Annotated in this window: 11 protein-coding genes; 9 read left to right on the forward strand and 2 right to left on the reverse strand. The window is 61.4% G+C overall.

Going from position 1 to position 14,625, the window contains the following annotated elements:
• Nucleotide 1 precedes the first annotated feature (1 nt).
• The 8 genes from G5137_RS19600 to G5137_RS19635 all read left to right on the forward strand — a co-directional run bounded on the left by G5137_RS19600 (nt 2) and on the right by G5137_RS19635 (nt 9,703).
• The gene (locus tag G5137_RS19600) at nt 2-922 is read left to right on the forward strand and encodes an ABC transporter permease (protein WP_005347708.1); all 921 of its coding nucleotides are present in this window, start codon (nt 2-4) and stop codon (nt 920-922) included.
• Nucleotides 919-1,938, forward strand: coding sequence for an ABC transporter ATP-binding protein (locus G5137_RS19605; protein WP_139731703.1), 1,020 nt, complete (start codon nt 919-921; stop codon nt 1,936-1,938). The genes G5137_RS19600 and G5137_RS19605 overlap by 4 nt, the downstream gene beginning before the upstream one ends.
• 11 nt (nt 1,939-1,949) lie before the next feature.
• A complete protein-coding gene (locus G5137_RS19610; RefSeq protein WP_139410701.1) occupies nt 1,950-2,942 on the forward strand; it encodes an ABC transporter ATP-binding protein in 993 nt (330 codons plus the stop codon).
• A gap of 114 nt (nt 2,943-3,056) precedes the next feature.
• Nucleotides 3,057-4,778 (forward strand): glycoside hydrolase family 9 protein, encoded by a 1,722-nt coding sequence (locus G5137_RS19615; RefSeq protein WP_203117187.1) that lies wholly within the window; start codon nt 3,057-3,059, stop codon nt 4,776-4,778.
• A complete protein-coding gene (locus tag G5137_RS19620) occupies nt 4,771-5,643 on the forward strand; it encodes a BadF/BadG/BcrA/BcrD ATPase family protein (protein WP_005347722.1) in 873 nt (290 codons plus the stop codon). The genes G5137_RS19615 and G5137_RS19620 overlap by 8 nt, the downstream gene beginning before the upstream one ends.
• Nucleotides 5,628-7,493, forward strand: coding sequence for a beta-N-acetylhexosaminidase (locus G5137_RS19625; protein WP_421255846.1), 1,866 nt, complete (start codon nt 5,628-5,630; stop codon nt 7,491-7,493). The genes G5137_RS19620 and G5137_RS19625 overlap by 16 nt, the downstream gene beginning before the upstream one ends.
• A 213-nt stretch (nt 7,494-7,706) precedes the next feature.
• Nucleotides 7,707-9,260 carry a methyl-accepting chemotaxis protein gene (locus G5137_RS19630; RefSeq protein WP_204381343.1) on the forward strand — a complete coding sequence of 518 codons (1,554 nt, stop codon included), beginning with the start codon at nt 7,707-7,709 and terminating at the stop codon, nt 9,258-9,260.
• Between the two features lie 86 nt (nt 9,261-9,346).
• Nucleotides 9,347-9,703 (forward strand): MGMT family protein, encoded by a 357-nt coding sequence (locus G5137_RS19635; RefSeq protein ID WP_421255850.1) that lies wholly within the window; start codon nt 9,347-9,349, stop codon nt 9,701-9,703.
• Between the two features lie 16 nt (nt 9,704-9,719).
• On the opposite strand, the gene G5137_RS19640 is transcribed toward G5137_RS19635, so the two are convergent.
• Nucleotides 9,720-9,884 carry a hypothetical protein gene (locus tag G5137_RS19640; RefSeq protein WP_005334891.1) on the reverse strand — a complete coding sequence of 55 codons (165 nt, stop codon included), beginning with the start codon at nt 9,882-9,884 and terminating at the stop codon, nt 9,720-9,722.
• A gap of 108 nt (nt 9,885-9,992) precedes the next feature.
• Nucleotides 9,993-12,614, reverse strand: a complete 2,622-nt coding sequence (gene topA, locus G5137_RS19645) for a type I DNA topoisomerase (RefSeq protein ID WP_421255847.1) — start codon at nt 12,612-12,614, stop codon at nt 9,993-9,995.
• A gap of 355 nt (nt 12,615-12,969) precedes the next feature.
• Here topA and astB point away from each other — a divergent pair, with 355 nt between their 5' ends.
• Entirely contained in the window at nt 12,970-14,307 is a 1,338-nt protein-coding gene (astB, locus tag G5137_RS19650) for an N-succinylarginine dihydrolase (RefSeq protein WP_421255848.1), read from the forward strand.
• The last annotated feature ends 318 nt before the right edge of the window (nt 14,308-14,625 follow it).

A 14,625-nucleotide genomic window follows, 5' to 3' on the forward strand; every position in this document is an offset into this window, starting at 1 on the left:
GATGCGTATGCCGACCATTCTCAAAATCCTGCTGGGCAACAAGAAGGCTGCCTGTGGCCTCGCCATCGTGGTTGCCTTCGTACTGATGGCCCTCTTTGCCCCCATTCTGGCCAGCAACGAGCCGACCAAACGGGTGGCTCGCCCGCATCAGCCGCCCAGTGCCGAGTTCGTGATGGGTTCAACCCGCATGGGCCACGACATCTGGGCCCAGTTCACCAACGGCGCCCGTATCTCGCTGCTGGTGGGCTTCAGCGCAGGCCTGCTGGTCTGCACCCTGGCCGTCGCCATCGGCATCACCGCCGGTTACTTCGGGGGTCTGGTGGATGAGTGCCTCACCTTCCTGATGAACGTGGTTCTGGTGATCCCCAACCTCCCCTTGCTACTGGTGCTGGCAAGCTTTATCGGGGAGGCGTCACCGGCGGTGATTGCCGTGATAATAGGGTTGACCTCGTGGGCCTATGGCGCGCGGGTTATTCGTGCCCAGACCCTGGCCCTGCGCGAGAAGGAGTTCGTCATCGCCGCAGAAGTGCTGGGCGAGCCGGCCTGGCGCATCATTCTGGTGGAGATCCTGCCCAACCTCATCTCCATCATCGGAGTGAGCTTCATCGGCTCCATCATCTACGCCATCGTCACCGAAGCGACCCTGGAGTTCCTGGGGCTTGGCGACCCGACCGTGGTGAGCTGGGGCATCATGCTCTACAACGCCCAGACCTCCAGTGCCATTCTGGTCGGCGCCTGGTGGGAGATCCTGGCTCCCTGCTTTGCCATCGCCACTCTGGGTGCCGGTCTGGCCCTGCTCAACTTCGCCATCGACGAAATTGCCAACCCGCAGCTGCGCTCCCACAAAGGGCTGAGCCGCTGGAAGAAACTCGCGGCGCCGGTCACCACTCCGGTTGCCACAGCACAGGAGAAGACAGCATGAACAAGCATCCCCTGCTGTCAGTACGCAATCTTTGCGTCGACTACATCACCGAAAATGGCGACGTGCGCGCCGTCAACTCGGTGAGCTTCGATATCAGACAGGGCGAGATCTTCGGCCTCGCCGGTGAGTCAGGCTGCGGCAAATCCACCGTCGCCTTCTCGGTGGCCCGGCTGCACAAGCCGCCCGCCTACATCAGCGGTGGCGAGATCCTGTTCAAGGGGGAGAACATCCTCCATTACAACGACGAGCGGCTGCGCTCCTATCGCTGGCAACAGGTGTCGGTGGTGTTCCAGTCCGCCATGAACGCCCTGAACCCTGTGCTGCGGATGGAGGAGCAGTTCTGCGACGTGCTGCTGGCCCACAACCCCGGCCTGACCCGTTACGAGGCGATCAAGCGCGCCCAGGAGCTGCTCACCATCGTCGATATCCACCCGAGCCGGCTCAAGGACTACCCGCACCAGTTCTCCGGCGGCATGCGCCAGCGGCTGGTGATTGCCATCGCCATGGCGCTCAACCCCGAGCTGCTCATCATGGATGAGCCGACCACGGCGCTCGATGTGGTGGTACAGCGGGAGATCCTGCAGAAGGTCTATGCCCTGAAAGAGAAGTTCAACTTCTCCATTCTGTTCATCACCCACGACCTCTCCCTGATGGTGGAGTTCTGCGATCGCATCGGCATCATGTATGCCGGTGAACTGGTGGAAGTCGCCCCCTCCAAGGCGATCCTGACCGCGCCGCTGCACCCCTATACCAGAGGGCTCGGCAACTCCTTCCCGCCCCTGCACGGGCCGAAGAAGGTGCTGGAGGGGATCCCGGGCACACCGCTCAACCTGCTGGAGGTGCCGGTCGGCTGCCGCTTTCAGGCCCGCTGCGGCAAGGTGCACGATCGCTGCCGTCAGGAGTACACCAAATTGGCCGAGATCCGCCCCGGGCAACAGACCGCCTGCCACCTCTATGAGGAGCAGGGGCTGCAACAAGATTCCGTGATCTATCTGGACAAGGCCGCTGGCTGTTAAGGATGTCTGTCATGCAAATCGCCAAAACCGATGCACCCATCATCGAAGTCCAGCACCTCTACAAGGACTTCCCCATCAACTCCAATGCCATCAAGAGTGGCAAGATGCGGGCGCTCTCCGACATCACCTTCAACCTGCACCGGGGCCGCGCCCTGGCGGTGGTCGGGGAGTCGGGCTCCGGCAAGAGCACCATCGCCAAGATCATCGCCAAGATGTACAAGCTCAGTGCCGGGCGCATTCTCTATCGCGGCCACGATCTGGAGGAGTTCAACAAGGGCACCGCCCTGCTGGACTATCGCCAGAGCGTGCAGATGGTGTGGCAAGACCCGTTCGGTTCGCTCAACCCGACCCACACCATCTATCACCACATCGCCCGCCCCCTGCTGCTGCACAGCAAGGTGATCGACAAGAAAGAGCTGCCCGACATGGTCTACGCCCTGCTGGAGAAGGTCGGCCTGACTCCTGCCAAGGCGACCGCGGCCAAGTATCCGCACCAGCTCTCCGGCGGCCAGCGCCAGCGGGTCAACATCGCCCGCAATCTGGCGGTGGAGGCGGAAGTGGTGCTGGCGGACGAACCCACCTCCATGCTCGACGTCTCCATTCGCATCGGCATCCTCAACTTGATGGAGCAGATGAAGAACGAGCTCGGCGTCTCCATGCTCTACATCACCCACGACATCGCCACCGCCCGCTATGTGGCGGAAGATCTGGCAGTCATGTATGTGGGACACATGGTGGAGTGGGGCGAGGTGGATGAGATCCTGCACCACCCGCAGCACCCCTACACCCAGCTGCTCATCTCGGCTGTGCCCGACCCCGAGAAGAGTATCCACGCCGAGCTGGAGGGGGGCCGCAAGGGGGAGATCCCGCTCTGGACGCCGGAATCCTGCGGTTGCCCCTTTGCCGGGCGCTGCAATCAGGCGATGCCCCGCTGCAAGGAGGCGCTGCCCCCCATCACCAGGCTTGCCGACAACCACTTCGTGCGCTGCTATCTCTACGAGTGAAGGTGAACCCGATACCGGCCGGACAACCCTGTCCGGCCATGCCTCGATACGGGGCGGCCACAGCCCCGTGATGTGCCTCACCGCCCGGCGGTGAACCACAGGAGTAATACCTTGATGGAACTCTTGATCAATCAGGTGGGCTACGAGTGCGACGGACACAAGATCGCCCTGTTGCAAACCTCCCCCGCCCCTGATCTCGGCGGCTATGTCAGGCTGCAACGCCTCGATGATGGCCAGATCCTGTTTGAAACCCCGCTGCAACCGGCTGGCAGCGTCCCAGGCTGGCAAGGGCGCGCTTACTGGCGTGCCGACTTCTCCGCCTTCAAGGAGCCCGGCGACTATCGGCTGGAGGCGATCACTGCCCAAGGCATTGTCCGCTCGACCCGCTTTGCCATCGGCCAGGATCTGCTGGCCAGCCGCTGCCTCTCCGATGTCATCCACTACTTCAAGGGGCAGCGCGCCAGCGGCACCTTCGATCGGGCCGACCGCAACGCCCGCCTGTTTGGCACCGACCAGCACAAAGATGTTCACGGCGGCTGGTTCGATGCCAGCGGCGACATGAGCAAGTACCTGAGCCACCTCTCCTACGCCAACTACCTCAACCCCCAGCAGACCCCCATGGTGGTGTGGGCTCTGCTCAAGTGCCGGGAACTGCTGGCCCCGCGCCGCGATATCGACGGGGTGAACCTCTGCAAGCGGCTCAATGACGAGGCGCTGCACGGCGCCGATTTCCTCTGCCGGATGCAGGATGAGTCGGGCTTCTTCTACATGACCCTGTTCGACAAGTGGAGCAAGGACCCGGAGCAGCGCGAGCTATGCGCCTATGCCACCCAGCAGGGGCTCAAGTCCGCCAACTGGCAGGCAGGTTTTCGCCAAGGGGGCGGCATGGCCATCGCCGCGCTGGCCCGCGCCGCCCGCGAGAGCGTCAGCGGCGACTTCGATGCCAGCCGCTACGCCGAGGCCGCCAAACGCGGCTACCTGCATCTGCGTGAACACAACCTCTCCTATCTGGATGACGGGGTCGAGAACATCATCGACGACTACTGCGCCCTGCTGGCAGCGGTAGAGCTGACCGGCACCTTCGGCGCCGAGTGGCTGAATGAGGCGAGAGCTCGCGCCAGCAAGCTTTGCGCCCGCCAGCGCCCTCATCCTGAGCTGGGCCACTACTGGTCGGCCAACGAGGATGGCTCGCGCCCCTACTACCACGCCGCTGAGGCGGGTCTGCCGGTGCTGGCGCTGCTGGAATATCTGGGCGTAGAGCCGGATCAGGAATACAAGGCTAGGGTACAAACCGTGGTGGAGCAGGCGCTGGCCGCCGAGCTGGCGCTCTGCGCACGGGCGGGCAACCCCTTCTCCCTCGCCCGCCAATATGTCAAAGGGGTGGATGAAGCGCCGCACGTCAGCTTCTTTATGCCCCACAACAACGAATCCGGTTACTGGTGGCAGGGGGAGAACGCCCGCTTGGCCTCGCTGGCGACCATGGCCTTTGCTGGCGCCCGCCACTTCCCCCGCCAGAGCCAGCCGCTCATCACTTACGGTCAGCGCCAACTCGACTGGATCCTCGGGCAAAACCCCTTCAACGCCTGCATGCTGGCGGGCCACGGCATCAACAACCCCGCCTATACCGCCGGGTATCCCAATGCGCAGGGGGGCATCTGCAACGGCATCACCTCAGGGTTTGATGACGAAAATGAGGTGGCCTTTATTCCGGAGGAGTACAAGGATCGGCTGGATCAGAACTGGCGCTGGGGCGAGCAGTGGATCCCCCACGCTGCCTGGTTTGCCCTGGCCATCACCTGGCTGAATGCGCAGGGAAATGGAGGTCGCCATGATTGAGTTCTGGGTCGGCGTCGATGGTGGGGGCACCCACACCCGCGCCCGCATTCGAGATCGGGCGGGCAAGCTGCTCGGAGAGGGGCGCGCAGCCGGATCCAATCTGGAGCTGGGCATCCCCCATGCCCACGCCAATGTGCTGGCTGCCATCGCCAGCGCCCGCCTTGCCGCCGGGATCGCTATCGAGAGTGAACAGCAGATGGGGGTCGGGCTGGCGCTCGCCTCCGCCGAGCTGGCCGACTGCTATCACGCCCTGCTCGAGATGCCCTTCCCCTTTGCCAGCGTCAGGCTCACCTCCGATGCCTTCGGTGCCTGCCTCGGCGCCTTTGGCGGCCGTGAGGGGGCCATTCTGATCGCAGGTACCGGCTCGGTGGGGCTGGTCTATCAGGAGGGGCAGATCCGCACCTGCTCCGGCCGCGGCTTCCCCATTTCAGACATAGGCAGCGGCGCCTGGCTGGGGCTGCGCGCCATCCAGCAATCCCTGCTCTGCCACGATGGCATTCTGCCCCCCAGCACCCTCGCCATCCGCTTGATGGACCGCTTCAAGCGGGATCAGGCCGAGGTGGTACGCTGGGCCGCCCGCGCCATTCCGGCGGACTATGGCCACTTCGCCCCCTGGGTATTTGATGCAGCCAGCGATGGCGACGAGCTAGCCAATCAGCTGCTGGACGAAACTTGCGAACAACTGCGGATCCTGCTGGAGGGAATGACCCAGCTGGGTGCCAGACAGATCGCCCTGCTGGGTGGGATTGGCACCCGCCTCGCTCCCCGTCTCGGCCAGCTCAACCTGATCCCCCCCCAGGCAGATGCGCTCGATGGCGCCATCCTGTTTGCCCAATCAGAGGATTTTCCATGTCTACACCCCTGATCCACACCCAGGTAGCCCGACGTGACGGCGAGGATGTCTGGTTCACTTTCACCCTCTCCCGCATGCCTGATACCAAGTGGAAGCTGCACTTCTGTCTGGCTCGCCATATCGACCCCGACTCCTTGCAAGGGGGGGAGCTGGAGCGCCAAAGCGGCAGCTACAAGGTGATTGTCCCGAACGCTGGCAGCTGCGAGCTGCGCTTTTGCTGCCGCCAGACCCCCATCAAGAAGCTCTCCGACATGCCGCAGGGCTTTTTCCTCAGCTTGCCGGAGGCGACCACGGGTGCCCAGCTGCTACCGGTGACGCTGGCGGCGCAGGATCTCGGACTGGAGAACCCGCCGGTAACCCGCCCCGACCTGCCGGATGTCGAGTCCCTGCCCGGCATAGTGCCGCAACCGGCCCATCTGGTACTGCTGGAGGGGAACTTCCGGCTGGCCGAGCGGGCTCATGTCAGCGCTCCCCGCGATGTACCGAAATTGCTGGCCCACTTTAACGAGCTGACGTCGCTGGCGCTGGAGCAGGATCACGACGCTGAAATCCGGCTGACCGAGGCCAAGCTGGCCCCCGAAGCCTACCAACTCACCATCACGCCGCAGGAGGTGGTAATTGCCGCCGCCGACGAAACGGGCTGGCGCCACGGGCTGGTCACGCTGGCCCAGTGGTATCTGCAACATGGCGAGAGCCTGCCCTGCGTCACCCTGGAGGATGCCCCGCGCTTTGGCTTTCGCGGCATTTTTCTCGACTGCGCCCGCCACTTCCACACGCCGGCCACCATTAAGCGCCTGCTCAAGCTGATGAGCCTCTACAAGTTCAACCGCTTCCACTGGCATCTGACCGATGACGAGGGGTGGCGACTCGAGATCAAGGCCTTCCCGGCACTGACCGACGTGGGAGCCTGGCGCGGCCACGATCTGGCGATCGGCCCCCAGCTCAGCGGCGGTGCCGAACCCTATGGCGGCTACTACACCCAGAGCGAGGTGAAGGAGCTGGTGAGCTATGCCGGTGAGCTCGGCATCACCGTCATTCCCGAGATCGACATTCCGGGCCACTGCCATGCCGCCATCAAGGCGCTGCCCGAGTTGCTGATCGAAACGGCGGATCACTCCCGCTACCGCTCGGTTCAGCATTTCGATGACAACGTGCTCAACCCCGCCCTGCCCGGCACCTACCGCTTTCTGGAGGCGGTGCTGGACGATGTATGCGAGCTCTTCCCCGGCCCGCAGATCCACATGGGGGGTGACGAGGTGCCGACCGGGGTCTGGACCGACAGCCCCGCATGCCAACAGCTGATGGTCGAGCAGGGCTACGCCGACTGCCGAGAGTTGCAGGGCCATCTGCTGCGCCACTGCCAGCGCTATCTGGCCGCCAGAGGCAAACAGATGATCGGCTGGGAGGAGATCCTGCATGGCGACAAGGTGAGCCGCAAAGCGGCCATCTGTGCCTGGACCAGCTTTCAGGCGGGGCTGGATGCTGCCGCGGCCGGTTATCCGGTGGTGATGGCGCCCGCCCAGTTCCTCTATCTCGATCTCGCCTGGAGCGCCGATATTCATGAACCCGGCCTCTACTGGGCGGGTACCCTCAATCTGGAGCAGGTTTATGCTTGCGATCCTGCCCCAGCCGATTTCCATGCCAACGATAACATCCTCGGGGTGCTGAGCCCCTTGTGGTCAGAATTGATCACCAGCCGTGATCGTCTCGACTACATGTTGTTCCCGCGTATGCTGGCCACGGCCGAGGTGGCCTGGAGCGATCCCGCCCACAAGGGCTGGGAGCACTTCGCCGCCCGCCTGCCGGGTCAGCTGCAGATCCTCGATCAGTTGCAGGTGCGCTACCGGATGCCACAGAGGTAATGTTGTCTCTACTTTGGCGGCCAATTGGCCGCCTTTTTTACGATTAGCCAACAAAACATCAACTTCCCCCCTACCATTCATCCGCCATTATTGGCAAAATCCAGCCCCCAATGAAGCTGGTCTGCCTCCTGCTGGCGCGAGCCTGCGGCCACCTCCAGATCTGCCACAATAACAACGACAACATTATCAACAAGAACATCGGAGCGTATTCCTATGGCCCGCAGAGACGTCCATACCCTAGATAGCGAAGTGGAGTTTCCTGCCGACGTACAACTGGTCTCCACCACTGACCTGCGCGGGGTGATCACCTACGCCAACCCGGCCTTTTGCGACATCGCAGGCTACACGGTCGATGAACTGGTGGGACACAACCACAATCTGGTACGCCACCCCGACATGCCCAAGGCCGCCTTCGCCGATCTCTGGGCCCGCCTCAAGGAGGGCAAACCCTGGCGCGGTATGGTAAAAAACCGCTGCAAGGATGGCCGTTACTACTGGGTAGATGCCTATGTGACCCCCATCTATGAAGGCAACAGGATCAGCGGCTACCAGTCGGTACGCTGCAAGCCCGAACCCCAATTCAAGCGCATCGCCGCTCAGACCTACCAGGCACTGCTCAAGGCCGAGCGCGGCAACAGCAGCAACCTCCCCTCTCTTGCCAAAGTACGCACCCCGGCCATTACCCTGCTGCTGCTCGGCCTGATGGGCTGGACCTTCGCCAGTCAAGGGGCCATGACCGTCCTGCTGATGCTGCTGCCCCTGTTGCTTATTGGCGGAGCCTACTGGCGCGAGCTCTTTGCCCTGCCCCACTATCTGCAGAAACTGGGCCGTGAATATGACAGTCTGACCCGGCTGGTCTACTCCGGTGACAACCCCGGCGCCATTGCCGATTTTCATATCAAGATGCTTCAAGCCCGCATCCGAACCGTGTTGGGACGGATCAACGATGCCACGGCACCTCTGCAAACCCTGGCCATCAATCTGAAGCAGGCCTCTCATCAAGCCTGTCTCGATATCAACGAGCAAGATGCCCAGACCCAGCAGATGGCTACGGCTATGACTCAGATGGCCAACACAGCTCACGAGATCGCCCGCAACATTCAGGACTCCAACGGTCAGGTCAACGAAGCTCGCAATCGTTGTGAACAAACCAACCAGCAGTTGAACCAGACCGAGCAGCAGATCGAACAGCTCGCCAAACAGGCTGAGCTGGCGTTCAACTCGGCAGTGGAGCTCGCCAGCGAATCCGAACGGATTGGCAGTGTCATGGGCGAGATCCAGGGCATCGCCGAGCAGACTAACCTGCTCGCCCTCAACGCCGCCATCGAAGCGGCTCGCGCCGGGGAGCAGGGCCGTGGTTTTGCGGTGGTCGCAGACGAGGTGCGAACTCTATCGACCCGCACCCACAAGGCGACCGAGCAGATCCAGGTCAGCATCAAGCAGATCCAGCACACTCTGGGACGCTGGAAGGGGATGATGCAGGAGAACCTGCAACAGACCCGCGCATGTGCCGAGATGACCCGCCAGGGCGCCAGCAGCCTCCATACCGTGCTGGCAGAGATAGAGCTGGTCACCGAACACTCCACCCAGATAGCCACCGCTGCAGAGCAGCAACAAGCGGTCGTGGAGGAGATCAGCCGCAGCATCCACCAGATCTCCGAGTACTCCCACGCCAACAGTCAGAAGATGCTGGATGTCGATCACTCAAGTCAGGCTCTGCTGGAACGGGCCAAGCAACTGAAGGGGCTTAGCCAGACCTTCGGCTGAATCATTGCCAGCCCCATGACAGAAGCGCCACAATGGCGCTTCTGTTGTTTTTGACGAATCGGGTCTATGAGCATTGAACCAAGTCCATCCCCATTGAACCAAGTCCATCCCCATTGAACAAAACAGCCCGTATCGAAGCGATCATCGCCCTGATCCCGGCAGGCCGGGTGGTCAGTTACGGTCAGGTGGCCGATCTGGCGGGGTTGCCCGGACGGGCAAGACTGGTGGGCAAGGTGCTGCGGGAAACCGACAAGGTACTGCCGTGGCATCGGGTACTGGGCGCCGCGGGCACCATCTCGTTACCGAAAGGATCGCCAGGCTTTGCCGAACAGACGGGACGCCTGCAGCAGGAGGGGGTCGTGGTGATCGGTGGACGGGTCAGAATGAAGGAATGGCAATGGCAGCCCGATCTGGCCGAGCTGCTTTTTCTACTGCCGTTTTGAGGGGATCACAGCCGGATCACTCAAGCGGCGCCAGGATCTCGTCGCTGCGCACCTGCACCGGTATGGTCTCATCCGCACGCTGCAGCAGCACCAGCAGGCTCTGCCGGTCCACCTCCAGCACATAGGCCGCCCCTTCCCGGGTCATACAGCTCATGCCCGGCCGGATCTCGTTAATCTCCATCTCAACCTCCTTGTCTACTTCGCGATTGATGACAGCTGCACTCCTTGCAGCTGTCTCAGTATACCGCTATCCATAAGCAAAGAGGCCCCTTGTCGGGGCCTCTTTTCATCAGGCTTTTTTAGCCTTTGGCAAACTCTCTTGCCAGGTACCGTTGTCGTAGTGAGCGGTCCAACCGGTCGCCTTGCCGTTGACCTCGCTCATCACGTACTGCTCCTTGGTCTTGCGACTGAAGCGTACGATGGCGGGGTTGCCGTCCGGATCAGTGAGCGGGGCTCCCGCCAGATATTTGTGCTTGGCGGAGATGCGATCCTTGAAGCGCTTGAGCTCTTCCACCAGCGGCGCGCGGGTCTCGCGGGATTTGGGGAAGTTGCTGGCCGCCAGGAACAGACCGGCAGCCCCGTCACGCAGCACAAAGTGAGCATCGGACTGGGTGCACTTGAGCTCCGGCAGCGGCACCGGATCCTCCTTCGGTGGCGCGATATCACCGTTTTTCAGGATCTTGCGGGTGTTCTTGCAGGTCTCGTTGGTACAACCCATGTACTTGCCGAAACGGCCATTCTTGAGCTGCATCTCGGCTCCGCAACGGTCGCACTCGATGCTCGGCCCTTCGTAACCCTTGAGCTTGAACTGGCCCTTCTCGATCTCGTAGCCATCGCAGTCCGGGTTGCGACCACAGACGTGCAGCTTGCGGCTGTCGTCGATGATGTAGGCATCCATCGCTGTACCACAGACGCCGCAGCGGTGCTTGGCGCGCAGCGCTTCGGTTTCCGCCTCTTCACCGTCAGTGGCGGAGACAAACTCGTCGGCAGAGACCAGGTTGATGGTCTTCTTGCAGCGCTCTTTCGGCGGCAAGGCATAGCCGGAGCAACCAAGGAACACGCCGGTGGTGGCAGTACGAATACCCATCTTGCGGCCGCAATCCGGGCAATCGATGTCAGTCATCACCATCTGGTTGGCACGCATGCCACCCTCTTCGGGCGCCTTGTCAGCCTTCTCCAGCTCCTGGGTAAACTCGGCGTAGAAGGCGTCCAGCACCTTCTTCCACTCCAGGCTCCCTTCGGCGATGCCATCGAGCTTGTCTTCCATCTTGGCGGTGAACTCGTAGTTCATCAGCTCGACAAAGTTCTCCACCAGACGATCGGTGACAATCTCGCCCATCTTCTCGGCGAAGAAACGGCGGCTCTCGACCCGCACATAACCGCGATCAACGATGGTGGAGATGATGGAGGCGTAGGTAGACGGACGGCCGATGCCGCGTTTTTCCAGCTCACGCACCAGCGCCGCTTCGGTGAAACGAGCAGGCGGCTTGGTGAAGTGCTGGCGCGGATCCAGCTTGACCAGTTTCAGCACCTCGCCAACGGTCACCGCCGGCAGCTGGCTATCTTCGCCCTTGCGACCCATCGGCGGCAGTGCCTTGGTCCAACCGGCGAAACGCAGGGTACGGCCACGGGCCTTGAGCTCGAACTCACCCGCCTTGACGGTCAGGGTGGAGGAGTCGTACTGAGCCGGGGTCATCTGGCAAGCAACGAACTGACGCCAGATGAGATCGTACAGACGCATGGCATCCGGCTCCATCCCTTCCAGCATCTCGGCAGTCACCTGTACGTTGGAGGGACGGATCGCTTCGTGCGCTTCCTGGGCATTGGCCTTGGCGCCATACAAATTCGGCTCGGCTGGCAGATAGGCCGCGCCATACTGCTCGCCGATATATTCACGCACCGCCTCAACCGCCTCTTTGCTGAGGTTGGTGGAATCGGTACGCATATAGGTGATGTAACCCGCTTCATAGAGACGCTGGGCCATCATCATGGTCTTCTTGACCCCGAAGCTCAGCCGGGTAGAGGCCGCCTGCTGCAGGGTGGAGGTGATAAACGGCGCGGACGGTTTGGAGCCGGTCGGCTTGTCTTCCCGGTTCACCACCTTGTAGTCGACCCCTTCCAGGGCTGCGACAGCGGCAAAGGTCTCGGCCTGGGTCACCGGCTTGAAGTCAGCCCCGTTGCGGCTGACCACTTCCATCCGCAGCTCAGCCTTGTCACCGGTCAGCAGATCGGCATTGAGATCCCAGAACTCGACCGGAACGAACGCCTTGATTTCGCGCTCTTTATCGACGATGAGACGCACCGCAACGGACTGCACTCGACCGGCAGAGAGGCCACGAGCCAGCTTTTTCCACAGCAGCGGGGAGACCATGTAACCCACCACGCGGTCGAGGAAACGACGGGCCTGCTGGGCATTGACGCGGTCAATATTGAGTTCGGACGGCTGGGCGAACGCCTCCTTGATGGCGCTCTTGGTGATTTCGTTAAACACCACGCGCTTATAGCGGCTGTCGTCGCCACCGATGATCTCGCGCAGGTGCCAGGCGATCGCCTCTCCTTCTCTATCCAAGTCGGTTGCGAGATAGATGGTGTCGGCTTTCTCGGCCAGACTTTGCAACTCGCTGACCACCTTCTCCTTGCCGGGCAAAATCTGGTAGTTAGCCTGCCAGCCAGCGGTCGGATTGATACCCATCCGGGCAAACAGGGCCTTGCGATCCTTGGCAGCCTTCTCGGTTTCGCTCAACTTGATGCCGCGAATGACAGGTTTCTTGGGCTCGGTGCTGGCGCTGCCGCTGGTGGGCAGATCGCGAACATGACCAACGCTGGATTTCACCACGTAGTCCTTGCCCAGATATTTGTTGATCGTCTTGGCCTTGGCCGGAGACTCCACTATGACCAGTGATTTGCCCATGCTGTAACTATTATCCTCATTGCACCCGACGGGGTTGGTGTGCGGTTTTGTGGGGCTGTATAAGAGATTTGGCGCGAAAAAGCAATCTTGTGAGCAAATTTGCCTGACCAGCCCGAACCACACGGCTTCTTTTATTGCTTCTTTATTTATTAATGCGAAGGCAACAGGCCGGACGCAACCGCTTTTTCAATTTTCTGCCATACCGCCCCTCTTTTTATATCTGAAACGACATAAAAACGTCTGCTGGTTACCGGCTTGTTACAAAAACATAAAATCTCTTTATAATGGCCCAACCCCGACGCATTGTGCGCGGAAGGAACCGCTACCCATCATAAAAATCGAAAGGATGTACTCAATGAAGCACTTCGAGGTCAATTTCGACGGTCTGGTCGGCCCGACTCATAACTATGCTGGCCTCTCCTACGGCAACGTTGCCTCCCAGAGCAATGCCCAGGAGGCTTCCAATCCGAAAGAGGCCGCCAAACAGGGACTGCGCAAGATGAAGGCGCTGACCGAGCTTGGCATGACCCAGGGGGTACTGGCGCCACAAGAGCGTCCCGATCTCGCCACCCTGCGCCGCCTAGGCTTCACCGGCAACGATGCCCGGGTGCTGGAGCAGGCCGCCAAACAGGCTCCTGCCGTACTGGCCGCGTGCTATTCGGCCTCCAGCATGTGGACCGCCAACGCCGCCACCGTCTCTCCCAGTGCCGATACCCAGGATGGCCGCATTCACTTCACCCCCGCCAACCTGACCAACAAGTTTCACCGCTCTCTGGAGCCGGACGTCACGGGCCGTATCCTGCGAGCCGTGTTCAACAATGATCGCCACTTCAGCCACCACCTCCATCTGCCAGAGAATGACCACTTCGGCGACGAGGGGGCTGCCAACCACACCCGGCTCTGCCGTGCCTATGGCGAGGCGGGGGTCGAGCTGTTTGTCTATGGCCGCAGCGCCTTTGACTACTCCCGCCCGGCGCCGAAGCGCTATCCGGCCCGCCAGACTCTGGAGGCAAGCCAGGCCATCGCCCGCCTGCATGGCCTTGGCGAGGAGAGCGTGGTGTTTATTCAGCAAAACCCGGAGGTGATCGATCAGGGGGTATTCCATAACGACGTGATCGCGGTGGGCAACCAGAACCTGCTCTTCTTCCACCAGCAAGCGTTCCTCAACACCGAAGCGGTACTGACTGAGATCAGCGGCAAGTTTGGCGAGGGGGATTTGCACTTTATCGAAGTGCCGACCGCCGAGGTGTCGGTGCTGGATGCGGTGAAATCCTACCTGTTCAACACCCAGATCCTCACCCTGCCGAGCGGTGAGATGGCAATCATCGCCCCCACCGAGTGCCGCGATAATCCGGCAGTGTCAGCGTACCTGAACAAGCTGCTGACGCAGGAGACCCCGATCAAGACGGTGCACTATATGGATGTGAAACAGAGCATGCGCAATGGTGGCGGCCCCGCCTGCCTGCGACTGCGGGTTGCCATGAACGATCAGGAACTCGCCGCAGTCAATCAGGCCTGCCTTATCAACGACAGCCAGTTTGCCCGCCTCGATGGCTGGGTCGATAGCCACTACCGTGACCGCCTGACCCTCGATGACCTGCGGGACCCAGCACTGGTGCAGGAGTCCCGCAGTGCGCTGGACGAGCTGACCCAGATCCTGAAACTGGGTTCGATCTACCCGTTCCAGCGCTAGATGTGATGCCCGAGAAGACCGCCGACGCTGGCGGTCTTCTGCTATCTGCCTTGTCTTCAGCGCGATCGCCAACTTGCACAGATGCTGTTTTGTGCAGAAAAGCAGCGCACAACTTGCTGATAAGCTTGAATTTTGAGCTTGATGTATCAAAAAATCGACGAACAGTCATTTTTTACTGCCAGATGCCTCATCAAGGGGTTCACAAAGCCTCTGGATCTGATAGTATGCGCCTCGCACTTGGGGAGGGGTTCCCGAGCGGCCAAAGGGATCAGACTGTAAATCTGACGGCTCTGCCTTCGAAGGTTCGAATCCTTCTCC

This window comes from Aeromonas sp. 600282 (assembly GCF_049175755.1).
In the GTDB taxonomy this organism is placed as follows: domain Bacteria; phylum Pseudomonadota; class Gammaproteobacteria; order Enterobacterales; family Aeromonadaceae; genus Aeromonas; species Aeromonas veronii_A.

Coding starts and splice junctions, on each gene's coding strand:
- G5137_RS19600 (WP_005347708.1), top strand. CDS start 2: ATGCGTATGCCGACCATTCTCAAAATCCTGCTGGGCAACAAGAAGGCT.
- G5137_RS19605 (WP_139731703.1), top strand. CDS start 919: ATGAACAAGCATCCCCTGCTGTCAGTACGCAATCTTTGCGTCGACTAC.
- G5137_RS19610 (WP_139410701.1), top strand. CDS start 1,950: ATGCAAATCGCCAAAACCGATGCACCCATCATCGAAGTCCAGCACCTC.
- G5137_RS19615 (WP_203117187.1), top strand. CDS start 3,057: ATGGAACTCTTGATCAATCAGGTGGGCTACGAGTGCGACGGACACAAG.
- G5137_RS19620 (WP_005347722.1), top strand. CDS start 4,771: ATGATTGAGTTCTGGGTCGGCGTCGATGGTGGGGGCACCCACACCCGC.
- G5137_RS19625 (WP_421255846.1), top strand. CDS start 5,628: ATGTCTACACCCCTGATCCACACCCAGGTAGCCCGACGTGACGGCGAG.
- G5137_RS19630 (WP_204381343.1), top strand. CDS start 7,707: ATGGCCCGCAGAGACGTCCATACCCTAGATAGCGAAGTGGAGTTTCCT.
- G5137_RS19640 (WP_005334891.1), bottom strand. CDS start 9,884: ATGGAGATTAACGAGATCCGGCCGGGCATGAGCTGTATGACCCGGGAA.
- topA (WP_421255847.1), bottom strand. CDS start 12,614: ATGGGCAAATCACTGGTCATAGTGGAGTCTCCGGCCAAGGCCAAGACG.
- astB (WP_421255848.1), top strand. CDS start 12,970: ATGAAGCACTTCGAGGTCAATTTCGACGGTCTGGTCGGCCCGACTCAT.